The organism is Microbispora sp. NPDC049125 (assembly GCF_040802045.1).
Lineage (GTDB): Bacteria > Actinomycetota > Actinomycetes > Streptosporangiales > Streptosporangiaceae > Microbispora.
Genome location: NZ_JBEZDW010000041.1, coordinates 1 through 24,632 on the forward strand (window position 1 = coordinate 1; position 24,632 = coordinate 24,632).

General features: G+C 70.9%; 22 protein-coding genes. 13 read left to right on the forward strand and 9 right to left on the reverse strand.

Translation table 11 applies throughout. The features are described 5' to 3' along the window. The first annotated feature begins 798 nt into the window (after positions 1 to 798). The 4 genes from AB0B72_RS33450 to AB0B72_RS33465 all read left to right on the forward strand — a co-directional run bounded on the left by AB0B72_RS33450 (position 799) and on the right by AB0B72_RS33465 (position 2,624). Positions 799 to 1,110: a hypothetical protein gene (locus tag AB0B72_RS33450; protein WP_367743346.1), complete on the forward strand. Its 312-nt coding sequence runs from the start codon at positions 799 to 801 to the stop codon at positions 1,108 to 1,110. 2 nt (positions 1,111 to 1,112) lie between these two features. Then, positions 1,113 to 1,631 carry a type II toxin-antitoxin system RelE/ParE family toxin gene (locus tag AB0B72_RS33455; protein ID WP_367743347.1) on the forward strand — a complete coding sequence of 173 codons (519 nt, stop codon included), beginning with the start codon at positions 1,113 to 1,115 and terminating at the stop codon, positions 1,629 to 1,631. 418 nt (positions 1,632 to 2,049) lie between these two features. Continuing rightward, on the forward strand, positions 2,050 to 2,253 hold the full coding sequence (locus tag AB0B72_RS33460) for an Arc family DNA-binding protein (protein WP_367743348.1): 204 nt from the start codon (positions 2,050 to 2,052) through the stop codon (positions 2,251 to 2,253). Beyond that, entirely contained in the window at positions 2,250 to 2,624 is a 375-nt protein-coding gene (locus AB0B72_RS33465) for a type II toxin-antitoxin system death-on-curing family toxin (protein ID WP_367743349.1), read from the forward strand. The genes AB0B72_RS33460 and AB0B72_RS33465 overlap by 4 nt, the downstream gene beginning before the upstream one ends. Before the next feature lie 142 nt (positions 2,625 to 2,766). Here the strand turns inward: AB0B72_RS33465 and AB0B72_RS33470 are convergent, their stop codons facing one another. The 3 genes from AB0B72_RS33470 to AB0B72_RS33480 are packed head-to-tail and all read right to left on the reverse strand — an operon-like array spanning position 2,767 to position 5,773. Beyond that, a complete protein-coding gene (locus AB0B72_RS33470) occupies positions 2,767 to 3,567 on the reverse strand; it encodes an ABC transporter ATP-binding protein (protein ID WP_367743350.1) in 801 nt (266 codons plus the stop codon). Beyond that, positions 3,564 to 4,775 (reverse strand): FecCD family ABC transporter permease, encoded by a 1,212-nt coding sequence (locus AB0B72_RS33475; RefSeq protein WP_367743351.1) that lies wholly within the window; start codon positions 4,773 to 4,775, stop codon positions 3,564 to 3,566. Before AB0B72_RS33475 ends, AB0B72_RS33470 begins: the two co-directional genes overlap by 4 nt. Beyond that, the gene (locus AB0B72_RS33480) at positions 4,772 to 5,773 is read right to left on the reverse strand and encodes a FecCD family ABC transporter permease (RefSeq protein WP_367743352.1); all 1,002 of its coding nucleotides are present in this window, start codon (positions 5,771 to 5,773) and stop codon (positions 4,772 to 4,774) included. The genes AB0B72_RS33475 and AB0B72_RS33480 overlap by 4 nt, the downstream gene beginning before the upstream one ends. Positions 5,774 to 5,849: 76 nt before the next feature. Here AB0B72_RS33480 and AB0B72_RS33485 point away from each other — a divergent pair, with 76 nt between their 5' ends. Together AB0B72_RS33485 and AB0B72_RS33490 are read left to right on the forward strand one after the other, a co-directional pair. Beyond that, positions 5,850 to 6,839: an ABC transporter substrate-binding protein gene (locus tag AB0B72_RS33485; protein WP_367743354.1), complete on the forward strand. Its 990-nt coding sequence runs from the start codon at positions 5,850 to 5,852 to the stop codon at positions 6,837 to 6,839. Positions 6,840 to 7,267: 428 nt separating this feature from the next. Then, a complete protein-coding gene (locus AB0B72_RS33490) occupies positions 7,268 to 7,861 on the forward strand; it encodes a sigma-70 family RNA polymerase sigma factor (RefSeq protein WP_367743356.1) in 594 nt (197 codons plus the stop codon). A 38-nt stretch (positions 7,862 to 7,899) separates the two neighbouring features. Here the strand turns inward: AB0B72_RS33490 and AB0B72_RS33495 are convergent, their stop codons facing one another. Then, complete coding sequence (locus AB0B72_RS33495; protein WP_367743357.1) at positions 7,900 to 8,745, reverse strand: EamA family transporter; 846 nt, start codon at positions 8,743 to 8,745, stop codon at positions 7,900 to 7,902. 66 nt (positions 8,746 to 8,811) lie between these two features. Here AB0B72_RS33495 and AB0B72_RS33500 point away from each other — a divergent pair, with 66 nt between their 5' ends. The 5 genes from AB0B72_RS33500 (at position 8,812) to AB0B72_RS33520 (ending at position 12,861) form a co-directional block, all read left to right on the forward strand. Then, positions 8,812 to 9,390, forward strand: a complete 579-nt coding sequence (locus AB0B72_RS33500) for a helix-turn-helix domain-containing protein (RefSeq protein WP_367743359.1) — start codon at positions 8,812 to 8,814, stop codon at positions 9,388 to 9,390. Positions 9,391 to 9,510: 120 nt separating this feature from the next. Next, entirely contained in the window at positions 9,511 to 9,816 is a 306-nt protein-coding gene (locus AB0B72_RS33505) for a hypothetical protein (RefSeq protein ID WP_367743360.1), read from the forward strand. A gap of 35 nt (positions 9,817 to 9,851) precedes the next feature. After that, the gene (locus tag AB0B72_RS33510) at positions 9,852 to 10,694 is read left to right on the forward strand and encodes a polysaccharide deacetylase family protein (protein WP_367743362.1); all 843 of its coding nucleotides are present in this window, start codon (positions 9,852 to 9,854) and stop codon (positions 10,692 to 10,694) included. Further along, a complete protein-coding gene (locus tag AB0B72_RS33515; protein ID WP_367743363.1) occupies positions 10,691 to 12,190 on the forward strand; it encodes a helicase HerA-like domain-containing protein in 1,500 nt (499 codons plus the stop codon). The genes AB0B72_RS33510 and AB0B72_RS33515 overlap by 4 nt, the downstream gene beginning before the upstream one ends. Before the next feature lie 44 nt (positions 12,191 to 12,234). Beyond that, a complete protein-coding gene (locus tag AB0B72_RS33520; RefSeq protein WP_367743364.1) occupies positions 12,235 to 12,861 on the forward strand; it encodes a DUF2461 domain-containing protein in 627 nt (208 codons plus the stop codon). A gap of 34 nt (positions 12,862 to 12,895) precedes the next feature. On the opposite strand, the gene AB0B72_RS33525 is transcribed toward AB0B72_RS33520, so the two are convergent. The 3 genes from AB0B72_RS33525 to typA all read right to left on the reverse strand — a co-directional run bounded on the left by AB0B72_RS33525 (position 12,896) and on the right by typA (position 16,848). Next, positions 12,896 to 13,558: a superoxide dismutase family protein gene (locus AB0B72_RS33525; protein WP_367743365.1), complete on the reverse strand. Its 663-nt coding sequence runs from the start codon at positions 13,556 to 13,558 to the stop codon at positions 12,896 to 12,898. 93 nt (positions 13,559 to 13,651) lie between these two features. Next, positions 13,652 to 14,815, reverse strand: coding sequence for an FAD-dependent monooxygenase (locus AB0B72_RS33530; RefSeq protein WP_367743366.1), 1,164 nt, complete (start codon positions 14,813 to 14,815; stop codon positions 13,652 to 13,654). Positions 14,816 to 14,994: 179 nt separating this feature from the next. Beyond that, complete coding sequence (typA, locus tag AB0B72_RS33535) at positions 14,995 to 16,848, reverse strand: translational GTPase TypA (protein ID WP_367743367.1); 1,854 nt, start codon at positions 16,846 to 16,848, stop codon at positions 14,995 to 14,997. Positions 16,849 to 17,033: 185 nt separating this feature from the next. Here typA and AB0B72_RS33540 point away from each other — a divergent pair, with 185 nt between their 5' ends. Beyond that, positions 17,034 to 17,789 (forward strand): alpha/beta hydrolase, encoded by a 756-nt coding sequence (locus tag AB0B72_RS33540; RefSeq protein ID WP_367743369.1) that lies wholly within the window; start codon positions 17,034 to 17,036, stop codon positions 17,787 to 17,789. 201 nt (positions 17,790 to 17,990) lie between these two features. Here AB0B72_RS33540 and AB0B72_RS33545 read toward each other — a convergent pair whose 3' ends face one another. Continuing rightward, positions 17,991 to 19,427, reverse strand: coding sequence for an aldehyde dehydrogenase (locus AB0B72_RS33545; protein ID WP_367743370.1), 1,437 nt, complete (start codon positions 19,425 to 19,427; stop codon positions 17,991 to 17,993). Positions 19,428 to 19,566: 139 nt separating this feature from the next. Then, positions 19,567 to 22,677, reverse strand: coding sequence for a M14 family zinc carboxypeptidase (locus AB0B72_RS33550; protein WP_367743371.1), 3,111 nt, complete (start codon positions 22,675 to 22,677; stop codon positions 19,567 to 19,569). Between the two features lie 201 nt (positions 22,678 to 22,878). Between AB0B72_RS33550 and AB0B72_RS33555 the strand changes: the two genes are divergently transcribed. Continuing rightward, positions 22,879 to 24,621, forward strand: coding sequence for a pyruvate dehydrogenase (locus AB0B72_RS33555; protein ID WP_367743372.1), 1,743 nt, complete (start codon positions 22,879 to 22,881; stop codon positions 24,619 to 24,621). Positions 24,622 to 24,632: the final 11 nt, after the last annotated feature.

The following is a 24,632-nucleotide window of genomic DNA, read 5'->3' on the forward strand; positions in this document are numbered from 1 at the left end:
TGTCTTACCGGGAGCCTCACCTCACCCTCAACTCGTCCGGCTCGCCCGCCTCCTGTGCTCATCCTGACCAGCGTGATCAGGATGAAAATGGCTCATTGCAACGGGCCGCAGGATCGTGCTCTTGACGGTGTTCCACAAGACGCAGCCACGTGAGGACTGTGAGACTTGAGGCCGAGTCGGATTTCGCGGAACGCTCTGAAGAGATCTTGCGCTCGGGGGACAATCACTCTTCGTGATTGTCATTGATTCGGGACCTTTGGTCGCAGCGGTCAATATCCGGGACGACCATCACGGACTCTGCGCCAGGCTTCTGCGGACTCATCCGGGTCCGCTTCTCGTTCCCGCCACGGTAGTCGCGGAAGTCTGCCAGCTCATCGAGAAGCGTCAGGGAAGCAAAGCGAAGCGGCTTTCTTGAGGTATTTCCAATCTGGCCTGGTTCTGATCGATCTCACGAACGAAGACCTGGACCGAATGAGTGATTTGGTCGAGATATATGCCAATCTCCCCATTGGGTGCGGTTGATGCCTCTGTGATCGCGGTGGCTGAGAGACTTGAGTTGGCCGAGGTGGCCACACTCGATCGTCGTCATTTCACCGTCGTACGTCCCCGGCACGTAGACGCGTTCACCCTCTTGCCCGAGCAGCTCTGAGCATAGGAATGAAGGAGCATCGCTAGCAGTATTCGGACGGATCGGCTACTGCGGGGTCGGTGGCACCAGCGTCAAGCTAGGTGACCCTTCAAGCCGTTGCGCGCGGGCGGCCACTTGTGCTTCTGTATATGTATCTATACAGTTATCGCATGACTGTTCTCCATGACGCGATCGAGCTCACGGTCACCGAGGCCGCACAACGTGGGGTAGCACGCCTGGTGGCTGACGCGGAGCAGGGTGCGGATCTGGTGGTGACCCGCCGGCACCAACCGATCGCAGCCGTCGTGAGCATGCGACGTCTCAACGAGCTGGAAGAAGCCGCAGCAGATCTGCGGGATCTGGCCTTGGTTCTCGTCAGGTCCGCCACAGACACGGGGCGGCGGACGTCGATGGACGAGGTCCTATCCGCCTTCGGGCATACCCGTGAGTCGCTGGCTGCGCTCCCGGATGACGACGAGTAGCAGTGTCCGACGTCGTATTCACCGACCCGGCCATCGATGATCTCCGCAGAATCGGGCCGGATGCCGTACCCAAGGTCCTCAAGAAGATCCTCCTTCTGCTGGAGAACTCGGAAGCGGGCTACCCGCTGGGCGGTGAGCTGACCGGGTTCCGCAAGCTTGTCGTGGGGCGGAACACGTGGAGGATCGTCTACCGGATCACCGACGACAAGACGGTGGAGATCTGTGAGATCTGGGCAGTCGGAGAGAGGGCTGACGCCGAGGTCTACGCCGAAGCCCAGGCACGAGTCCGCGCGGCCGGAGGCTCACGGCCCGACGTCGTCCGCCTCGGCGAAGTCATCGACCGTCTGGGCGCTTTCACCGATCACATCCGCATCGATGAGATGCCGATGCGCGAGCCGGTACCCGACTGGCTCGCCAATCGATTGATCTACACAGTCGGCATGGCACGGGAAGATGTGGCGGCACTCGACCTGGAAGAAGCCGTCGATCTTTGGGCGGAGTTCCGCTCCAAGTCCCGCTAGCTCTCGTCGGCGTTCATGGCTGCAACGCGTGCTGTTCGGTGCCGGGCTACTGCGGCATCGGCGGCACCAACGTCAATCCAGGTGACCCATTAGGGGAGCCTGCTTGTCAGACGGGCCTGGTTCCGACCGAGGAGTTAATCTCCGCAGGTCTCCCTGTACGGCTCGCTCGTTGACGCCACTCTCATCGGCTCCCGCCCCCAAACCCACCAGAGTTCCGCCTCCCGCGTACCAAGTCCCTCAGCGAGGCGGTGGAGGAAGCCGATAACACTGGAGTCATCGTCGGTGATTTCGGCTCACGCCTGTTGGATGTATCTGATCTGTGGAACATATCCCGTCATACGGCACCGATCATCCGATGTGATCACTCCAGCAATGATCTCGCCGGGAGGATGGTACCAAAAAGTGATACCATCAGCGTATGGCTGAGACACGGCTTCGACTGCCGGACGAGACGTATGAGCAGATCAAGCAGATCGCCAGTGGTGACGCTCAGAGCGTCAACTCGGCGATGGTGGTCGCCATCGAGGAGTACATCTCCCGGCGCCGGCGGGAGCGTTATCAGGCGATGGGCCGAAAGATCGCCGAGCGAGACCGGGAGTTGCTTGAGCGGCTCGCGCGATGACGACCTATCCGACCACGGAGGACCTACTCGCCCTGGCGGAGGCGGTGCTCCCGCTGGTCCGGGTACGTGATGGCGGTCAACTGCACGCTGCTGTGCTCCGTCCGCAGACGACCGTGTTCGGTGACGACGCCTATCCGGACCTGTGGCAGAAGGCGGCCGCCCTGATGCAGAGCATCCTGATCGGGCATCCACTGGTCGACGGCAACAAGCGGCTCGGCTGGGCCGCGGCCGTCGCCTTCCTCGAAGACAACGGGGAGACTCTGGAGTATCACGACGTGGACGAGGCCGAAAGCCTGGTCATCTCCGTGACGACAGGCGAATTGGAAGATATCCCTGACCTGGCGCAGCGCCTCCGCAAGCTACGCGCATGATGACGATCCAACAGACTACGCGATCACCATCTGAAGCCTGAAGCCAATCGCGGCCACCAGCAGCATCTCAAGAGCCAACGGCTGCTGCGGCATTGGTGGCACCAGTGTGTGCTGTCCCTTGAAGGGGCGGTACGTACCGGTGTCAGGGGCGGGGGACGGGGGCGGGACGGGTGCCGATCGGGACCACCAGCGGAGTGCCCACCACCGGGTCGGCGATCACCCTGGCCCGCAGGCCGAAGATCTCCTCGACCCGCTCCTCGGTCAGCACGTCCTCGGGTGCGCCGGCGACGACGACCCGGCCATCCTTCATTGCGACCAGCCGGCCGGCGTACCGTGCCGCGAGGTTCAGGTCGTGCAGCACCATGACCACCGTCTTGCCGGCCTCGGCGTGCAGACGGCCGATCAGCTCCAGCACCTCGATCTGGTGAGCCAGGTCGAGGAAGGTGGTGGGCTCGTCGAGCAGCAGCAGATCCGTTCCCTGAGCCAATGCCATGGAGATCCACGCCCGCTGCCGCTGCCCGCCGGAAAGCTCGTCGAGCGGCCGGTCGGCCAGGTCGAGCAGGCCGGTGCGCTCCAGCGCCTCGGCCACCGCAGCCTCGTCGTCGCGCGACCACTGGCGGTACCACGCCTGGTGCGGGTGCCGCCCCCTGGCCACCAGGTCGGCGACGGTCAGGCCCTCCGGGGCGACCGGAGCCTGCGGAAGCACCCCGAGGACCCTGGCGACCTCGCGCGCCGGGAGCCCGTCGATCCTCCTGCCGTCGAGCAGCACCTGGCCGCCGGACGGCCTGAGCAGCCGGCCGAGCGCCCTGAGCAGGGTGGACTTGCCGCAGCCGTTGGGCCCGATGATCGCTGTGATGGTTCCGCTTTCGATGCCGAGGTCGAGCCCGTCGACGACCAGCCGGTCGCCGTAGCCGAGCCGCACGTCAACGGCCTGGAGCCTCATCGGTGTGCCTTTCCGATTCGCGCGCCGCGGGCCCGTGAGGGGCGCCGCCACAGCAGGAACAGCAGGTAGGGAGCGCCGAGCACGGCGGTGACCACGCCGACCGGCAGCTCGGCCGGGGCGAGGAGGGTCCTGGCCGCCAGGTCGGCGGCGGTCGTGAGCACGGCACCGGTGACCGCCGACGTGATCAGCGGCGGCTGCGACGCCCGGGTCAGGCGCAGCGCGATCTGAGGGGCCGCGAGGGCGACGAACGCGACCGGCCCGGCCGCCGCGGTGGCGACGGCCGCCAGGAGCACGGCCACGAGCACCAGCGCCGTCCGCGCCCGGCCCAGCCGCACGCCAAGGGCGGTGGCGGTCTCGTCGCCGAACCGCAGCGCCGCGAGTGTGCGGGACAGGCCGAGGGCCACCGGGATCAGCAGGCCCAAGGCGTACGCCACGGGGGTGACGTGCTCCCATCCGCGCGCGTGCAGCGAACCGGTGATCCACACCATCGCCCGGGCGCTGTCGTTGACGTCGCCGACCGTCAGCAGCCAGTACGTCACGTTGGTGAACACGGCCGCGACGCCGATGCCCACCAGGACCAGGCGGTAGCCGTCCAGCCCGCGCCGCCAGGCAAGGGCGTAGACGAGCGCCGCACCGCTGAGCCCGCCCCCGAGAGCCGCGGCCGGGACGCCCACGTCGGCGAGGGCTCCGCCGGCGCCGCCGTACGCGCTGCCGGTGGCCACCACCACCGCGACGACGCACAGGCCGGCTCCGGAGGTCACGCCGAGGATGTCCGGGCTGGCCAGCGGGTTGCGGGAGACGGCCTGAGTGATCGCGCCTGCCAGGCCGAGCGCCGCGCCGACGAGCGCGCCCGCCAGCACCCGCGGCAGCCGCAGCTCCATCACGACGAAACGGTTACCACCCGAGCCGAAGATCGAGTCGAGGATCTCGCGGGTCGTCAGAGGGAAGTCGCCCATCCGCAGGTGCGCCAGGGCGAGGGCCGCGAGCAGGGCGAGCCCCACGAGCGACACGACGGCCGCGCGCGGCCGGACGAGCCAGGACACCCGGCCCAGCCGGTACGGCCGGGCGCCGGAGGGCGAGAGGCGCCGCACGGGCGCCGGGCCGGGGACCGCGCCAGGAGTCTTGCCGGGCGTCTTGCCGTAAGTCTCGCCGGGCGTCTTGCCGGGCGTCTTGCCGGGCGTCTTGCCAGGGATCTTCGCCGGGATCACAGCCGCACCTGCCTGCCCCGCCGTACGACGGCGATGAAGAACGGGGCGCCCAGCAGGGCGAGGACGACGCCCACCTCCAGCTCGCCGGGCCGCGCGACCACCCGTCCGATCACGTCGGCGACCAGCAGCAGCACGGCCCCGAGCAGCCCCGAGTACGGCAGGAGCCATCGGTGGTCGGGGCCGGACAGCGCCCGGGCCAGATGGGGGACGACCAGGCCGACGAACGCGAGGGCGCCGCAGGCGGCCACCGCTCCCGCTGTGAGCAACGTCACGGCGCCCAGCCCCACGACGCGGGTGACCCACACGCTCTGCCCGAGTGACCGGGCGACGTCCTCGCCGAGGGAAAGCGCGTTGAGACCGCGGGCGTTCGCCAAGGCCAGCACCAGCCCGGCGGCGATGAACGGCGCGATCTGCCACGCGGGCTCGGAGCCGCGCCCGGCGATCGAGCCCGCCTGCCAGAAGCGGAAGACGTCCATGGCCTGCTCGTCGAACAGCACCAGGGCCGAGGTGAGCGCGTGGAGGAGGGCGCTGACGGCGGCCCCGGCGAGCGCGAGCGTGATCGTCGGCGGCCCGGCACGGCCGCCGGCGAGCCCGAGCGCGAAGACCACGACGCTCGCGACCAGGGCGCCCGCCATGCCGAACCAGATCGAGGCGTGGACGGTCGAGACGCCGGTCACGACGATGGCCAGTACCATCGCGAAGGCGGCGCCCTGGGCCACGCCGAGCAGGCCCGGATCGGCGAGCGGGTTGCGGGTGTGGCCCTGCATGAGCGCCCCCGCCACCCCCAGCGCCACTCCCGCGAGCACGCCGAGCACGGTCCGCGGCACCCGCAGCGAGCGGACGATCAGGTCGTTCTCGCCGCCGGACGGTGACCAAAGGGCGTGCCAGACGCCGCTCACCGGCACGGCCTTCGCACCCACGGCGAGGCTGAGCACGGCGACGGCCAGCAGCGCCGCGGCCAGCGCCGCGAGCAGGCGCACGCGGCGGCTCTCCAACATGGCTCTCCTTGACCTTCCCGATGCCTTCGTATTAGGTATGGCTAACCTAACTTAGTGGCAAGAGGGGAACAAACACATGAGAGTGCTTCGTGGCACCGCGCTCGCCGTGGCAGGGGCGCTGCTGTCGATGACCATGGCCGCGTGCGGCTCCACCGGCGGTGGCGCGGATGCGGCCTCGCCCCCGGCGGCCGGGGCGTACCCCAAGGTGATCGAGCACGCGATGGGCACGACGAAGATCCCGGCGCCCCCTAAGCGGGTGGTCGCGCTTGATCAGAGCTTCGTGGACGCCGCGCTGACCCTGGACACGGAGGTCGTCGGCTACACGACGTACCGCTCGATCACCGACGGCCTGCCGGCCTACCTGGAGCCGGTCATTTCCAAGGCGCGCAGCGCGGTGCCGGTCGGCACCCTTGAGGCCCCCAGCCTGGAGAAGATCGCCGCGCTCAAGCCGGACCTCATCCTGTCGGCGAAGGTGCGTCACGAGGCGTTGTACGCCAAGCTCAGCCAGATCGCCCCGACCGTGTTCAGCGAGACGACCGGAGCGGCCTGGAAGGACAATCTCCGCCTGGTCGGCAGAGCCCTCGGCAAGGAGGACCTGGCCGAACAGAGGCTCGCCGAATACCAGGAGCGGGCCAAGAAGATCGGTGAGCGGATCGCGGCCAAGAACGGCGGCACGGCGCCGACGGTCTCGATCATCCGGTTCGCGGGGGAGCCGACCGTCCGCCTGTACGTGGAGAACTCCTACTCGGGCCTCGTGCTCAAGGACGCCGGGCTGGTGCGCCCGAAGGGCCAGCCGACCACGACCGAGACCATCGCGGTCGACCTGAGCGAGGAGCGCATCCCGGACATGGACGCCGACCACATCTTCGTCTCCGCGTACGACGACCCGTCGGTCGGCCCGGTGAAGGAGAAGTTCGAGGCCAACCCGCTGTGGGGACGGCTCAAGGGGCAGTTGCACGAGGTCTCCGACACCACCTGGATGACCGCCGTCGGGATCCAGGGGGCCCACTCGATCCTCGACGACCTCGCCTCGACGTTCGGGGTGGACCCGGCCCGCCAGGCCTGAGGCCGGAGCGCCGAAGCGACGAAGCGACCGGGACCGGCGAGCGGGGGCGCGACGCCGATCCCCCTGGCGTGCGCCCCGATCCATCGCGTCGCGTGAACCGATCGGGTGCGCCCGCCCGTCTTCCAAGTAGGGCCGGTCATCCCGGTGCGCGGAGAGCGGGGAGGCGTGCCAGTGAATTCTGCCACACTTTACTCCGGATTGAGCCTCTAGTGTTACGATATTGAGACTTGTTCGGCCGGTGTGTGACTTGCCCGTGCCGACCCGCCATGCTGGGCGTCTCCTGAGCACTCCGCTGACCAGGGAAAACGAATTAACACAGTGCTTACACCCCGGACGGCACGATGTCCTTGGCGCAAGAATGAATGGTTGGCCTCGCATGGCTTCCGGCCGGACGGGTAACGGGGGAGAAGTTCCGTAGGGGGAATGAGATGATCTCGACCGACGAGCAGCGACAGACATGGTTCGAGCGTGAGGTCGTGCCGGTCACCGGCCAGCTTTACGCCTCCGCCATGCGTCTCACGCGTAATCCCGCCGACGCGGAGGACCTGGTCCAGGAGACGGTCGCCAAGGCGTACACGTCCTACCACCAGTTCCGTGAGGGCACGAACCTCAAGGCGTGGCTGCACCGGATCCTGACGAACAACTTCATCAACGACTACCGGAAGAAGCAGCGTTCTCCCAAGCTCTCCGCCGCCGAGGACATCGAGGACTGGCAGCTCGCGGCGGCCGAGTCCCACACGTCGACCGGCCTGCGGTCCGCGGAGAACGAGGCGCTCGACCAGATTCCCGACGGCGTCGTGATGAACGCGCTGCGCTCCCTCCCCGAGGAGTTCCGCGTGGCCGTCTTCCTCGCGGACGTCGAGGGCTTCGCCTACAAGGAGATCGCCGACCGGATGGGCACGCCCATCGGGACCGTGATGTCCCGCCTGCACCGGGGTCGCCGCCAGCTCAGGGGCATGCTCCAGGACTACGCCCGCGAGGAGGGCGTCGTCCGCGTCCCGGAGCACGCCTACGCCGCGTGAGCCGCCCCGCCATCCCCCTGGTCGCGTACGGCGGGCCGTCAGGAGACCGGTGAGGCGGCGATCAGCGCGACGGCGCCGAGCGCGAAACCCACGCCGGTGATCTGCATTGGGCTCAGCCGCTCTCCCAGGACATGTCGTGCGAGCATCAGCGTGCTCGCCGGATAGAGCGACACCAGCACCGCGACCAGGCTCAGCATTCCCCGCTGGGCCGCGAACAGATAGAGCACGTTGGCCGCCATGTCGAGGACTCCGGCCGTGATCGTCACCGGCAGGCTCCCCGGCAGCGGCCGCAGGCTTCTGCGGGTGGCGAGCGCCAGCAGCGCGACCAGGGTGATGGACGCGATCCGCGCACCCGCGAGCGGCCAGACCCCGGCGTCGCCGGGCGCCAGCTTCAACAGGATGAAGAACCCGCCGAAACCGGCTCCGGAGGCCAGCGCGCCGACGATGGGTCCGAGCCTGGCCCCGGCGGCGGGACCGTTCGGGTCACGGCTGACCAGCAGCACGGCCAGCAGGCCGAGGGCCACGCCGGCCAGCGCCTGCGCCGACGGCCGCTCCCCCCGCACGAGGCCGAACGCCACCGGCACGACCATCGCCGTGGTCGCCGTCGTGGGCGCCACCACCGACATCATCCCCGTGGCGAGACCCCGGTAGAACAGCACGATGCCGCATGCCCCGGCCACGCCGGACGCCATGCCCCACAGCAGCGCCGCCGCGCTCAGGGTGCCGGGCAGCACGGGGATCAGCGCAGCGATCAGCAGCAGCCCCCCGATCTGCGAGACGGCGACCACGGCCAGCACCCGTGAACGCCTGGTGGCCAGTCCTCCGAAGAAGTCGGCGGTCCCGAAGATCACCGCACATGCCGTCGCCAGCGCCACCGCTGTCACGAACGCCCCCAAGAAAAGATCTCGACAGTGCAATAGATTGTAGTCACAGATCACTATGCTGTACTCATGCCTGATCCTGTGACGATCAACGCGGCCATCGCCGCGAACGTGCGCGGCCAGCGCGCTCACCGGGGCATGACGTTGGACGAGCTCGCGGCCAGGTCGAACGTGAGCCGCGGCATGCTCATCCAGATCGAGCAGGGCCGCACCAACCCGAGTGTGAACACGCTGTGCCGGATCGCGGACGGCCTCGGGGTGACGGTCGGAAGGCTGGTGGAGGTCGCCGACACCCCGGTGGTCCGGGTCGTGCACGCCTCGGAGGTCGTGGCGTTCGAGCACGCAGGCGGCGGCAGCGCGCGGCTGCTCGTGGGCACCGACGCGCCCGCGATCCTGGAGCTGTGGGACTGGCGCCTCGGGCCCGGGGAGCACCACGACGGCGACGCCCACCCCGCCGGCACCCGCGAGATGCTCACGGTCCTGGAGGGGGAGCTGACCCTCGGCGTGTACGGCAGGAGCCATGTGGTCGGCACCGACGAGGCCGTCGTCTTCAGCGCCGACCGCCCCCACCGGTACGCCAACGAGGGCCGTGGGCCCCTGCGGTTCATCATGGTGGTCACCGAGCCGGGAGAACGTCTCGACGACTGACCGTTACGGCTGCGCGGTGACGCTTCGTAGCCGATGATTACAGTATGAAGTCGCAAGCCCGGGCCCAAGGTTGGGTACATCCCTCTTTGTGCGTCTCTCTACGGCAGGGGGCGGTAGCCGGTGACTGAACCGCTCGCCGCATTGGGCAAACTGCGCGCGGAACTCGCCGCACTCGGGGTTCAGGAGGCCTACGAGATCGGCGACGACACCACCCTCTCGGTCTGGATCGGCCTCGTCGTGAGCTTCCGCGAGGGGCTTTACCGTTGGCGCGAGGGTGCCGTGAAGTGCCGCCACCTGGGTACGGACCCCGTTGGATGCGCCATCAGGGTGGCCCGCAGGTACGCCGAGCTCAAGGCGGACGTGCCCCCCTGGTGGGAGGAGCTGGACAAGGTTCTGCGGGGGGAATCGGCCGAAGGCTATCCATAGGCGTCCGTGACCCCCCGCCTGCTCCGGGGGGTCGTATGCGGATCGGTTCCGCCTTGCTGTCGCTGTCGCTTTTGCTGGTGTCGGGATGCGCCGAGGCGAGGTCGGCGGCGTCGGTGGTGTCGGCGATCGGGGCCGGGACCGGGACCGGCGAGTCCCGCTCGCACTTCCGCGCGGCCAAGGACTTCGACGCGGAGATCCTGCGGATGCGGCTCGTGGCGGCGCAGCCCGCCTGGCCGGGACCACGCCTGCCGGCCGCCCCACCCGCCCGGCGGATCGACTGCAGGCAGCACCGCTGCGTGGCGCTGACGTTCGACGACGGGCCCGGCGACAACACCGGCACCGTCCTGGACATCCTGGCCGCGCACCACGCCCGCGCGACGTTCTTCCTGCTCGGCCAGATGATCACCGGCGGCACCCGCGACTTCGTCCGCCGGATGGTCGCGGAAGGGCACGAGGTGGGAAACCACTCGTGGGACCACGCCGCGCTGGCCGGGCTGTCCTCCGCCGCGCTCAGCCGGGAGCTCGACCGCACCCAGGACGTCGTACGGCGGACCACGGGGGTGCGGATGACCCTCATGCGGCCGCCGTACGGGTCGACGAACAAGGAGGTGGAGGCCGCGTCCAGGAAGGAGGGGCTGGCGCAGATCATGTGGGCCGTCGACACGCTCGACTGGCGCGACCGGAACCCGGCGCTGGTGGCCAAGCGCTGCGGCGAGGCGAAGCCGGGCGACATCGTGCTGATGCACGACATCCACCCCACCACCGTCAAGGCGCTGCCCCATCTGCTCGACGAGCTCGACCGCAAGGGCTTCACGTACGTGACCGTGTCCGAGCTGCTCGGCAGCCCCCTCCCCGGCAAGCAGTACTTCAACCGATGAAGGGCTACGACTTCGAGGGGCCGGCGCTTGAGCTGGGGGCGCTGCTGCGCGACGACGGCACGGCCGATCCGTCCCAGCGGATCCGCGTCCCGCTGGCCATGATGAACCGGCACGGCCTGGTGGCCGGGGCGACCGGGACGGGGAAGACCAAGACGCTTCAGCTCATGGCCGAGCAGCTGTCCGAGCACGGCGTGCCGGTCTTCCTCGCCGACGTCAAGGGTGACCTGTCCGGCATGGCCTCACCCGGCGCGTCCTCCGACCGGGTGGCGCGCAGGGCCGCCGAGGTGGGCCAGACGTGGTCGCCGGAGGCCTGCCCCGTCGAGTTCTTCTCACTCGGCGGGCTCGGCGCGGGCATCCCGCTGCGCGCCACGATGAGCGCGTTCGGGCCGACCCTGCTGGCTCGCGTGCTGGAGCTCAACGAGACGCAGGAGTCCTCGCTCGGCCTGATCTTCTACTTCGCCGACAAGAACGGGCTCCCGCTGCTCGATCTCAAGGACCTGGTGGCGGTGATCCGCTACCTGACGGACACGCCCGAGGCGCTCACCGGGATCGGGGGGCTGTCGGCGTCGACCGTCGGCGTCATCCTCCGCGCCCTGGTCAACTTCCAGGCGCAGGGCGCCGAGAACTTCTTCGGCGAGCCCGAGTTCGACGTGCGCGACCTGCTGCGGACCGCGCCGGACGGCCGGGGGGTGGTCTCCATCCTGGAGCTGCCCGCCGTGCAGGACCGGCCGCAGCTGTTCTCCACCTTCCTGATGTGGCTGCTCGCGGACCTGTTCGAGGTGCTGCCCGAGGTGGGCGACCCGGACAGGCCGTCGCTGGCGTTCTTCTTCGACGAGGCCCACCTGCTGTTCGACGGCGCGTCCAAGGCGTTCCTGCGGTCGATCACCCAGACGGTGCGGCTGATCCGATCGAAGGGCGTCGGCGTCTTCTTCGTCACCCAGACGCCGAAGGACGTGCCGGCCGACGTGCTGGGTCAGCTCGGCGCCCGCGTGCAGCACGCCCTGCGCGCCTTCACGCCGCAGGACGCCAAGGCGCTCAAGGCCACGGTGTCGACCTTCCCCACGTCGTCGTACGACCTGGAGAGGCTGCTGACCGAGCTGGGCATCGGAGACGCCGTGGTGACCGTCCTGTCGGAGACGGGCGCGCCGACGCCGGTCGCCTGGACCCGGCTGCGGGCCCCGCGCACTCTCATGGCGCCGTCCGCCCCGGCCGCGGTCGACGGCCTCGTCGCCGCCTCCCCGCTCCGGTCCAAGTACGGCGCGGCGGTGGACCGCCAGTCGGCGTACGAGATCCTGTCGGCCCGGCTGGCCCCGGGCGGTGCGCCGGAGCCCGGACGGCCCGCGGAACCACCGGCTCCCGAACGGCCCGAGCCGTCCGCCCTGGAGGGGGTGCTGGCGTCGAAGGAGTTCCGGTCGTTCGCGCGCTCGGCCGCGTCCGCGCTGGGCCGGGAGATCACCAGGTCGATCTTCGGCACGCCCCGGCGCCGGCGACGCTGACGCGGGGAGCGGTTTTGTCGGGCGGACGTGCGACAGTGTCGGGCATGGGTTTCAGCGGCATCCCCGACGAGGCGCTCATGTTCTACGAGGGGCTCGTCGCCGACAACAGCAAGGTCTACTGGGCGGCCAACAAGGAGCTCTACGAGACCGCCGTGAAGGGGCCGATGCTCGCCCTGATGGAGGAGCTGGCCCCCGAGTTCGGCTCGGCCCATCTGTTCCGGCCGTACCGGGACGTCCGCTTCGCCAAGGACAAGACGCCGTACAAGACCCACCAGGGGGCCTACTGCGGAGTGGGAGTGGAGGGGGTCGGCTACTACGTCCAGGTCGACGCCGACGGGCTCTACGCGGCGGCGGGCTGGTGGGGGTCGGGTGAGCAGGTGACCCGCTACCGGGACGCCGTCGACGACGACACCGCGGGCTCCCGGCTGCGGGATGTGCTGGCCGCCCTGCCGGACGGCCTCGCACTGGGCGGCGACCGGCTCAAGACCCGGCCGCGCGGCACGCCGGAGGGCCATCCCCGGCTCGACCTGATGCGGTACAAGTCCCTGCACGCCGGGCGCCGGTTCGAGCCGGAGCCGTGGCTTCACACGCCGGAGGCCCTCGACCGCGTCCGCGGAGTCTGGCGTTCCCTCGTCCCGCTGGTCGACTGGCTGCGGATCCACCTGAGCTGACCGCCGGCTCTGGAGTGCCGTGCGGCGGGCCAGGTCAAGCCGGGGTCCTGATGACCCCGCAGGCCACCCGGCGGCCGGCGTCGCCGGTCTTCAGCGTGGTGGCGTCGGGCCCCGTCGTGCCGGTCTCGTCCTTGGGGTGGGTGTACCTGTCGGGGATGTTGGCGAAGTTGTCCGGCTTGGCGTGGATGATGATCGCGCTGCCGTCGCCGTCCCTCAGCCGGTTGACGGTGAGCCGGTCGGTGAGGAACGACGCGCTGGCCGTGCCGTCCGCCGCGGCGAGCAGCGAGGGCAGGTTCCCGGCGGCGTCGCCCGACGAGCCCGGCTCCAGGTGGCCGCCGGCGCTGGTGAACGCGCTGCCCGTCCCCGCGTCCACGGACTTGGGATCGCAAACTCCCGAGGAGTGGACGTGGAAGCCGTGGAAACCGGGGGTCAGTCCCCGGACGTTGACGGTGACCCTCGACTTGGTCGCGTCGTACCGGTCGATCTGGAGGGTGCCGAGCACCGCTCCGTTCACGTCCCTGATCACGGCGGTCGCCGGGCGGTCGGATGGCACCTGAGCCGGTGCTTGGGCCGGTGCTTGGGCCGGTGCCCGGCCTGGTGCCTGGGCCGTCGCTTGGGCGGGCCACAGCGCTGACGCGCCGCCGGCCAGGGCGAGGACGAGGTTGACGGCCAGGGCGGCATTGGTCTTGCGGGGCATGGAATGACTCCTCCGTAGGCGTCGGTGCCTGCGACAGGAGACCATGCGCGGGCATGCCCGGCGGGAGCGGTAGACCCGATCCGTGCCGGCCGTTTACCCGTTCCTTGCCTCCGCGTCCCAGTCGATGCGGTGCAGGTGGACGGGGGAGAACATCTGCTCGGGGGAGGGCATGGCGGGCCGGTCGCCGGCTTGACCTGCCTTGGCCTTGTTCTTGGCGGCGGCGTCGCCGCCGACCATCTCCACCCGCGTGCGCCGGAGACGCTCGAATGCCGCGAAGGCCTCGGGCAGCGGCAGGTCACGCAGGCAGCGGGCCAGTTCGACGGCGCTCTCCACCGCCAGCGAGGCGCCCTGCCCGGAGCTGGACGACGGGGCGTGGGCCGCGTCGCCGACGAGGACCATGCGCCCGCGGTGCCAGTGCGGCACCGACGGCATGCGCTCCATCGGGCCGGTCACCATGAGGTCGCCGGGGTCGGTGCCGGCCAGCAGCTTCTCGCCCGGGACGTGACCGGCGTAGAGGTCGCGCAGGCGTGCCAGCCAGTCGGCGCCGGGAACGCGGACGACCTCGGCGAAGGTGAGGGGCTCGGTGCGGGGCAGGCTCGCGAACCAGCAGATCCGGCCGTCGGGCACTCGCCAGTAGCCGATGAAGGTGCGGCCGAAGGCGAAGTACATGACCCCCGGCTCGGCCTGTACGCCGCCGCCGCCGGCGTAGCCGCCGAAGCTGAGGACGCCGCCGTACTCGGGGCCGGGCGCGCCCGGGTCGATCAGCGTGCGGACGGTGGACCGGATGCCGTCGGCGCCGATGAGGACGTCGGCCGTGGCGGTGGTGCCGTCCGCGAACGTGGCGGTCACCCCCTCGGGGGTCTCCTCGGCGGAGACGAGCCGCTTGCCGTACTCGATCGGGACCCCCGCCGCCACGGCGTGATCGGCCAGTGCCCGGAAGAGGTCGGCGCGCGGCATCGCCAGGGTGGGCGGCAGGCCGGGGAATCCGCCGAACTCGGCAAGCCGGTTCCCGGCACCGTCGGCCATCACCACACCGGGGACCGGCTGCCCCACGGCCCGCACCACCTCGTCCGCTCCGACGATCCGGAGCGCGTCGAGCCCGTTCGGGGCCAGGCTGAGCATCGCCCCGACGCCGTACGCGGCGCTGTCGTGGGCCTCGTGGACGGTCGCCCGGATACCCGCCCTGGCCAGGGCGAGCGCCGTCACGGGCCCGGCGATGCCGCCGCCGATCACCAATGCGCTGGTCACCTTGCTCATGCTCACTCCTCGTCCGCTACGAGCCCTTGGGGTGCTCGCCAAATAGTTGCATTGCAACTAGTTGAATGTCAACTAGTTCACGTGAGACTACGAGGCGAGTGGCTGGACCGGATCCTGGCCGTCCCCGGGAACGGCGAAGCCCCCGGGCCGGGTCGGCTCGGGGGCTTCGGGACGTCGCGTCAGTTGGCGCGCTTGGCGCGGGCCGTCGCACGGCCCCGGCTGGAGCTGTCGAGCACCACCTTGCGGATGCGCACGGTGTCGAGGGTGATCTCCACGCACTCGTCCTCGCGGATGAACTCCAGCGCCTGCTCCAGGGACAGGACGCGCGGAGGGATCACCTTCTCGGTCTCCTCGCTGGTGGAGGAGCGCATGTTCGTGAGCTTCTTCTCCTTGGTGATGTTCACGTCCATGTCGTCGGAGCGGGAGTTCTCCCCGATGATCATGCCTTCGTACACCTCGGTGGTGGGCGAGACGAACAGCGTGCCGCGCTCCTGGAGGTTCAGCATGGCGAACGCGGTCACCGCCCCGGCCCGGTCGGCCACGAGCGAGCCGTTGTTGCGGGTGCGCAGCTCGCCGAACCACGGCTCGTAGGAGTCGAACACGTGATGGACCAGGCCGGTGCCCCTGGTCTCGGTGAGGAACTCGGTACGGAAGCCGATGAGGCCGCGGGCGGGCACCACGAACTCCATCCGGATCCAGCCGGTGCCGTGGTTGGTCATGTGCTCCATGCGGCCCTTGCGTACGGCGAGAAGCTGGGTGACGGCGCCGAGGTACTCCTCGGGGCAGTCGACCGTGAGCCGCTCGACCGGCTCGTGCACCTTCCCGTCGACGACCTTGGTGACGACCTTGGGCTTGCCGACCGTCAGCTCGTAGCCTTCGCGGCGCATCTGCTCGACGAGGATGGCCAGGGCCAGCTCACCGCGGCCCTGCACCTCCCACGCGTCGGGGGTCTCGGTCGGCAGCACGCGGAGCGAGACGTTGCCCACGAGCTCCTTCTCCAGGCGGTCCTTGACCAGGCGCGCGGTGACCTTGGCGCCCTTGACCTTGCCGACGAGAGGGCTGGTGTTGGTGCCGATCGTCATGGAGATGGCCGGCTCGTCGACCGTGATCAGCGGCAGCGGCCGGGGGTCGTCGGGGTCGGCCAGCGTCTCACCGATCATGATCTCCGGGATTCCGGCGATCGCGATGATGTCGCCCGGCCCGGCCTCCTCGGCCGGCTTGCGCTCCAGGGCGTCGGTCATCAGCAGCTCGGAGATCTTGACGCGCTGGATGGTGCCGTCGGTCCGGCACCAGGCGACCTGCTGGCCCTTCTTGATCGTGCCGTGGTAAACGCGGCACAGCGCGATCCTGCCGAGGTAGCTGGAGGCGTCCAGGTTCGTCACGTGGGCCTGGAACGGCGCCGTCGGGTCGTAGATGGGCGCCGGGATGGTCGTCTTGATCGTGTCGAACAGCGGCTCGAGGTCCTCGGCGTCCGGCATGCCGCCGTCGGCGGGCCGGTTCAGGGACGCGCGGCCGGCCTTCGCGGAGGCGTAGACGATCGGGAAGTCGATCTGCTCCTCGGTCGCGTCGAGGTCGATGAACAGCTCGTAGACCTCGTCCACGACCTCGGCGATCCGGGCGTCCGGCCGGTCGACCTTGTTGATGCACAAGATCACCGGCATCTTCGCCGACAGCGCCTTGCGGAGCACGAAGCGGGTCTGCGGCAGGGGGCCCTCGGAGGCGTCGACGAGCAGGACCACGCCGTCGACCATCGACAGGCCGCGCTCGACCTCGCCGCCGAAGTCGGCGTGGCCGGGGGTGTCGATGATGTTCAGGGTCATCCCGCCGTGCCGGACCGCGGTGTTCTTGGCGAGGATCGTGATCCCCTTCTCGCGCTCCAGGTCGTTGGAGTCCATCACGCGCTCGTCGACGTCCTGGTTGGCGCGAAACGCCCCGGACTGCCAGAGCATGGCGTCGACCAGGGTGGTCTTGCCATGGTCGACATGCGCGATGATCGCGATGTTCCGCAGGTCGTCGCGGCTGTTCATAGGCATAGTGGAGTCTCGCTCTAAGTCGTCGGGGTGCCGCGTCCCGGGACTGAGGCGAGACGCACATCTGGAACCGCACAGTGCGGCTCTCCCATTTTAGTCGATGCCATGGGCCGGCATCGCCGATGCCGCCGCTCGCCGAGCGGCAGGGCGCGGGGGAGCCGCGGCGGTGAGGAAATAAGGTCGATGGCATGGCTCTGGCTCCTGCTTTCGCGGCGATGCTCCGCACGTCGGACGGTGTGCGGATCGACGCCGCCCACACGCCCAACGGCTCGTTGGACCTCGGCATCGTCGTCGCCCACGGCTTCACCGGGTCGTGGCGGGAGCGCACGACCAGACGGATCGTGCACGTCCTGTCCCGGTCGGGCGGGGTGGTGTCGTTCGACTTCCGCGGCCACGGGCGCTCGGACGGCCGGTCCACCGTCGGCGACCTGGAGGTCCTCGACGTCGACGCGGCGGTGAAGCACGCCCGCTCGATCGGCTACCGCCGCGTCGTCACCGTCGGCTTCTCCATGGGCGCCGCCGTCGTCGTACGCCACGCCGCGCTGCACCGCGGGGTGGACGGCGTCGTCTCGGTCAGCGGACCCGCCACCTGGTACTACCGGGGCACCCGGCCGATGCGGCAGGTGCACTGGGCGATCGAGCGCTGGCACGGCCGGCTCGCCGCGCGGGTCGCCAAACGCACGCGGATCGCCGAGGGCCAGTGGGACCCCATCCCGCTGGCGCCGTTCGAGGCGGCGGCTCTGATCGCACCCATTCCGCTGCTGGTGGTGCACGGCAACGCGGACCCGTTCTTCCCGCTTGAGCATGCCTACCAGCTCTACGAGAACGCCAGGGATCCGAAGGAGCTGTGGATCGAGAAGGGGTACGGGCATGCCGAGGCGGCCGCCTCCCCGGATCTCATCCGGAGAATTGGTCAGTGGGTTTCGCGAACCAAATCCCTATAAGGGTCGTCTATGGAGGGTGTGCGGGCGCGGACCAGGCCCGCACCGCCGGTCGAGGGGACCGGCGCACACCTTCGCCGGTGTGGCCCAGCGTCGCGGGGGCGCGCTGGGCGGTCCCCGGTCCCGTACGGCACGCGCGCGCCGCCGTAGGGGACCGGGGGCCAGGCGAGGTCGTCCGGCCAGGTGGTCAGATGGGCCAGGGGCTCAGCCGAGACGGGCGATCGACTTGTACTCCAGGTAGGACGCCAGCCCCTCCGGGCCCAGCTCGCGGCCGAGGCCGCTGGCCTTGAACCCGCCGAACGGGGTGTTCGGGTCCAGCGTGTTCATCATGTTGACGCCGTAGGTCCCGGCGCGGACCCGGCGGGCGACGTCCATACCCCGCTCGGTGTCCGCCGTCCAGACGGTGCCCGCCAGGCCGTAGTCGCTGTCGTTGGCGATCCGGACGGCGTCGGCCTCGTCCTCGTAGGGGATCACCGTCAGCACCGGGCCGAAGATCTCCTCGCGGGCGATCCGCATGTCGTTGGTGGCGCCGGCGAACACGGTCGGCGCGACGTACCATCCCCGGTCGAACGGCCGGTCGAGTCCGCCGACGACGGGCTTGGCGCCCTCCTCGATGCCGGCCCTGATGTAGCCCTCGACCCGCTCCTGCTGGCGCTTGGCCACCATCGGGCCGATGCCCGTGGCGGGGTCGGCCGGGTCGCCGACCCGCTGGCCGGTGACCATCTCGGCCACGGCCTGGACCACCTCGTCGTACCGCGTGCGGGAGGCGAGGATGCGGGTCTGGGCGACGCACGCCTGGCCGTTGTTCATCAGCGAGGCGATGGACAGGAAGCCCATGGCCGACGGCAGGTCGCAGTCGTCCAGGATGATCGCCGCCGACTTGCCGCCCAGCTCCAGCGTGCATCTCTTGAGCTGCTCGCCGCAGATGGCGGCGATCCTGCGGCCTGCGGCCGTGGAGCCGGTGAAGGCGACCTTGTCGACGCCCGGGTGGGAGACGAGGTGCTCGCCCGTCTCGCGGCCCGCCGCGACGATGTTGACGACGCCCGCGGGAACGCCCGCCTCGATGATCATCTCGGCGAGGAGGTAGGAGTCGAGCGGCGTCTCCGGCGCCGGCTTGAGCACCACCGTGCAGCCCGCGACGAGCGCGGGGGCGAGCTTGGTCATCGTGACGAACTGGGGGACGTTCCACGGCACGATGGCCGCGACCACGCCGACCGGCTCGCTGCGCACGACCACCGGGCCGAACATGCCGGGCCGCTCCTCCTCGACGGGGAAGGTCGCGCCGAGCCCGGCGTAGTACCTCAGCATGCCGAGAGGCTGCGGGGCCTGGGCGAGCTGGGAGAACGTGATGGGGGAGCCCATCTCCAGGGTGATGATCCCGGCCATCTCCGCCTGGCGGGCCTCGTAGAGATCCGCGAGCCTGGCGACGACGGCGGCGCGCTCGGCCATGCTCATCCGGGGCCAGGGGCCGTTGTCGAAGGCCTCCCGCGCCGCGGCGACCGCCCGGTCGACGTCGGCGGGCGTGCCGTCGGGCACCCGCGCGACGACCTCCTCGCTGTGCGGGGAGACGACCTCGATCGTGCCCGTGCCCGCGGGCGCCATCCAGTCGCCCCCGATGAACAGCGTGTCGTGCTGCAGCATGGTCCAGCCTCCAGATCGGGCGCGCCTTCCCGCGCACACAGTCTGACCGAACCATGTTCTGGAGGGCCTTGGCAAGGCCTTTGGCAAGGGCCTGTCCGCGTTCCCGCGGTTCCCTCCGGCGGCCCGTACGGCGGGACGCTCAGGGCTGGGCGGGGCCGAGCAGGTGGGCGAGCGCGCGCTTCACCAGGTCGGCCCGCAGCGCCGGCGTCGCGACGTCTTCGAGGCCGAAGCCGAAGTAGACGGTGCTCCTCGTGGTGACGGCGGCCCCGTCCTGGAGCGCCACGTCGCTGCGCGTCCAGGTCGCCGCTCCGCGTGCCGAGCCGGGGGGCGGCCCCGCGACGGTCCAGCCGCCCAGGCCGTCCTCGAACGACGTCCGCGCGAGGGTCGTGCCGTCGGCCGTGACCTCGACGTCGTCGAGCAGGACGCCGATGCCCCGGCCGTGCCGGTCGCTGACGAAGGAGATCGAGACCTCGGCCCGGCCGCCGGCGTACCGGGACAGGTCGACCGACCAGTGCCGCCAGCCCCCCGAAAAGCCCGACGCCGCGTTCCAGACCCCGGTCCTGCCCTTCGGGACGCACGCGGATGGGCCGCCGGGCGTCTCGTACGCGGCCAGGAAGGGGTGGATCCGCGTCCGGTCGCCGCAGCCGTCGCCGGTCTCCCGCGAGGTCTGCCCGTCGCGGTCGGGCAGCGTCGTCCAGTCGTCCCGGCCTGGAGTGCGGGCCTCCACAGTGAGGAAGTCCCCGTCCGGCTCGGTGTCGGTGGACGCCCAGAACGACAGCGTGGCGCGGCTCCTGCCGGTGAGGTCGACCGTCCGCGTCAGCCGCTGCCAGGAGGCGTCCGCCTGGCCGCTGCGCACGGTCCAGGCGCCCGTGTGCGGCGCGAAGGGGGAGCCGGAGTCGTACGCCCACCTGAGCGGGGCCGCGCCGGCGAACTGCGGGAACCGGCGCGGCGGCAGCACCGAGGAGGTGGTGATGAAGGCGGAGGTGCGCTCCCGGCCGTCCGGCGTGCCCGCGAAGCGGTCACCGCGGGCGTCGCTCAGCGTGCCCGCGAAGCCGGCGAAGTCGCCGGCGGCGCCTCGCATCGGGAGGGCGTCCCCGCGCCGGTCCTGCCCGCCGCCGCGTACGAGCGTGTACGCGCCGAGGTAGTACTGCGCGAAGTCATCGCTCAACATGAGGCACGGCGGCTTGACGGGGGCCGCGCACTCGGGCCGGGCCGGGTAGTCGGGCTGGTACCAGTAGGCGCCGTCGGCCGCCCGGCCGCGCAGGGGATGCCGGCCGGAGACCAGCAGCCTGCCGCCTTCGTTGAGGTAGTCGCGGAAGCTCAGCTCCAGCGCCTCGGCGAGGTTGGCGGCGGTGCCGCGCGGCTGGCCGGGGGCCCGGGGGACCACGTTGTCGCCCGTCTCCCAGACCACGGCACGATAGTGGCTCAGCACGCCGAGCGGGTGGGGCGCCGTACGGCGGTTGCGGTCGACGTCGTACACGTCGGAGGAGTATCCGGCCGCCGCCAGCGCCCTGGCGTACTCGGCGGCGTACCTCGCCCCCGTCCCGCTCCGCGGCCCGCCGGCCCCGGTGACGTCCTCGGCCGCGACGATCAGGACGTCCCCGCCGATGTCGCGGGAGACCCGGTAGGCGAACTCACCGCTCGTCGCGGCCCGCGAGGCGAACCACACGGTCACGCGGTCGCCGGGGCGGGCGCCGGTCACCGTGCCCCGCAGCCGGTGGAAGTAGGTGTCGTAGCCGGCGCCGTACCGCTCCCCGCCCCGCCACTCGGCGGTCGGCGCGGACCTGACCGGCCCGTCCCCGATCCGGTAGCGGAGCTCGACCGGCCCCAGCCGGCGCTTGGCGTCGACCTGCACCACCTGGTCGGTCCCGTACGCCACCTCGAACGGGTCGAGGACGAAATCGGGCACCCTGGTCCCGAGGTGGCCGGCCGCGTCCGCGGGGTTCACGGCCGACCTCGCCACGTCGAGGGCGAACGGGAGCTGCCTGTCGAACTCGGCCTGGACCCTGGCCTCGTCGTCGGGGAAGACGAACCCGCAGCGCCGGCAGCCCTCGCCCAGCTCCGGCGTCCAGGCGAGCGTGCCGTACGCGGCGTGGGCGTGGTCGGTGGTCTCGCCGTTGGTGGTGTAGAGCTCGGCGTTGACGCCGGGGTCGAACCCGGGGACGGCGGGCTTGCCGTCGGTCCCGCTCAGCGCCTGGTAGACGGGGTCGTCGGCGGTCCTGGTCGCGACCTGCCAGCCCTCGGGATACAGCAGCAACGGTCCGAACGAGTGGTAGTTGACCATGGCGCGGAAGCGCAGCCTGGCGAGCAGGCCGTCCATGGCCCTGGTCTCCGGCTCCGAGGCGGGGGCGGGGCCGCGGTAGGTCTGGCTGGAGGGGACGCCGGAGGAGCCCTCCTCGTCGTAGCCCCACCGGGTGGGGAAGTTGCGGTTGGGGTCGACGCCGTCGGCGCGGGTGATCCGCCCGTCGCCGTCGTTGTCGCGCAGGTTCTTGCGCCACAGGCGGTTGCCTGGTGTGAAGGTGTAGTCGTAGCCGTCGGGGTTGGCCACCGGCACGAACCACACCTCGGTCGTGGAGAGCAGCCGCGCGATGTCCGGGGTGTCCTTGCGCGCCACGAGGTATTCCAGGAGGCGCATGTCGACCTCGGCGGCGATCCACTCGCGCGCGTGCTGGGTCGCCGCGTAGAGCACCGAGGGACGGGCCCCGTCAGGCAGGATCCGGGCGCCACGGGTGAGCCGTACGGCGAGGATGTCCTTGCCCTGGACCGATCTGCCGATCGACTCCAGTTTCGCGACGTCACCGTTGTGGGCCGCGATCGCCCGGAGCTTGTCCGCGATGCCGCCCTGCTGGGAGTAGGACCTCCAGACGGCGTACCCGCCCGCCGCCTGCGCCCTCGCCGCCTGGAGCTGTGTCCGCCCCCGGGAGTCGCGGACCGGCCGCGGGGCCAGGCCGAGATCGCGGATGCCGGCCAGCTCGGCCCGGGCGGCGGTGAGCTCGACGCGCTCCCTGGCCCCCTCGATCCGCCGGCGGACGACGTCGAACCCCTCCTGCGCCAGCGTCGCCCCGGTGCCCGGCGGGCCCTCGACCCGGTAGAGCTCGCTCCTGTCGGCGGGAGGGAGGGCCTCCGCGCCGGCCGGTGAAGCCGCCGCCGGCGGGGTGACCGTCGGTGGGGCGACGGCCGGCGGCGCTCCCGTGGCGAGGACGGAGGCGAGGACGGAGGCGAGTAAGGAGGCGAGCAGTCGCCGGGGCATGGACGCCGTCCTTCGCTGGAGGGGCCGGTGAGGGCGGGACCTCCCGAATCTCACGTGCCGGGGGAGCGCACGCCAGCGCGGACGACCTCGTGTCGGTCGAGGCCGGGTCAGGAGGTCTTTGCCGGGGCGGTGCCCGCCGCGTGCCTTACTCGCGCGTGCTGTACTCGAAGGAGGGCCGGCCGAGCCGACGGGGGGCGTGCCATGGCCAGGCAGACGATCGCGGAGCAGCTCGTGGAGATCCTCGCCGGGACCGGCGTCCGGCGGGTGTACGGGGTCGTCGGCGACAGCCTCAACCCGGTCATCGACGCGATCCGCAGGACCGGGGGGATCGACTGGGTCCAGGTGCGCAACGAGGAGAGCGGCGCCTTCGCCGCCGGGGCCGAGGCCCAGGTCACCGGGCGGCTCGCGGCGTGCGCGGGCAGCTCGGGCCCCGGGAGCGTGCACCTGGTCAACGGGCTCTACGACGCACACCGGAGCATGGCGCCGGTGCTGGCGATCGCCGCGCACATCCCCAGCGGCGAGATCGGCACCGGCTACTTTCAGGAGACCCATCCCGACCGGCTGTTCGCCGACTGCAGCCACTACAGCGAGCTGATCTCCAACGGCGCCCAGATGCCCCAGGTCCTGCGTACGGCGATCCAGCACGCGGTGGGCCTGTCGGGCGTCTCGGTGGTGAGCCTGCCGGGCGACGTCGCGGGGCAGGAGGCGCCCGAGGCGTCGGCCGGGCCCGCCCCGGTCGCCACGCGGCCGGTCGTCCGCCCGGCCGACGAGGAGATCGCGGCGCTCGCCCGGCTGGTCGACGGGGCCCGGCGGGTCACCCTGTTCTGCGGCAGCGGGACGGCGGGGGCCCATGACGAGGTCATGGCCTTCGCCGGGAAGGTGAAGTCGCCGGTCGGCCACGCCCTGCGCGGCAAGGAGTGGATCCAGTACGACAACCCGTACGACGTCGGCATGTCAGGGCTGCTGGGCTACGGCGCCGCGTACGAGGCGATGCACGAGGCCGACCTGCTGATCCTGCTCGGCACGGACTTCCCGTACCGCGCGTTCCTGCCGCAGGACGTACGGATCGTCCAGGTCGACGTGCGGCCCGAGCGCCTCGGGCGGCGCTCCCGGCTCGACCTGGCCGTGTGGGGCGACGTCCGCGAGACGCTCCGCGCGCTGACCCCCCAGGTCGCGGAGAAGGACGACCGGCGGTTCCTGGACCGGATGCTGCGCAAGCACGCGGAGGCTCTGGAGGGCGTCGTGGCGGCCTACACCCGCGGGGTCGAGCGGCACACGCCCATCCATCCCGAATACGTCGCGTCGGTCCTGGACGAGGAGGCCGCCGACGACGCGGTCTTCACCGTGGACACCGGCATGTGCAACGTCTGGGCAGCGCGCTACATCTCGCCCAACGGCAGACGGCGGGTGATCGGCTCGTTCACCCACGGCTCGATGGCGAACGCGCTGCCGCAGGCGATGGGCGCACAGCTCGCCGGCGGCGCCCGCCAGGTGATCTCCATCTCCGGTGACGGCGGGCTGTCCATGCTCATGGGCGAGATCCTCTCCCTGGTCCAGCACCGCCTGCCGGTCAAGGTGGTGCTGTTCGACAACTCCTCGCTCGGCATGGTGGACCTGGAGATGATGGTCGCGGGCCTGCGGCCCCACGGGACGGGCTATCCCCGGACCGACTACGCCGCCATCGCCCGCGCGGCGGGGATGCACGGCCGGCGGGTGGAGGACCCCGCCGACCTGCGGCAGGCGTTGCGGGACGCGTTCCGGCACGACGGGCCCGCCCTCGTCGACGTCGTGACCGACCCGAACGCCCTGTCCATCCCCCCGCACATCACCGGGGAACAGCTCACCGGGTTCGCGCTCTCCGCCAGCAAGATCATCGTCAGTGGCGGCGTCGGCCGTATGATCCAGCTGGCCCGCTCGAACGTCCGCAACATCCCCCGTCCCTAGGTATCCCCTCC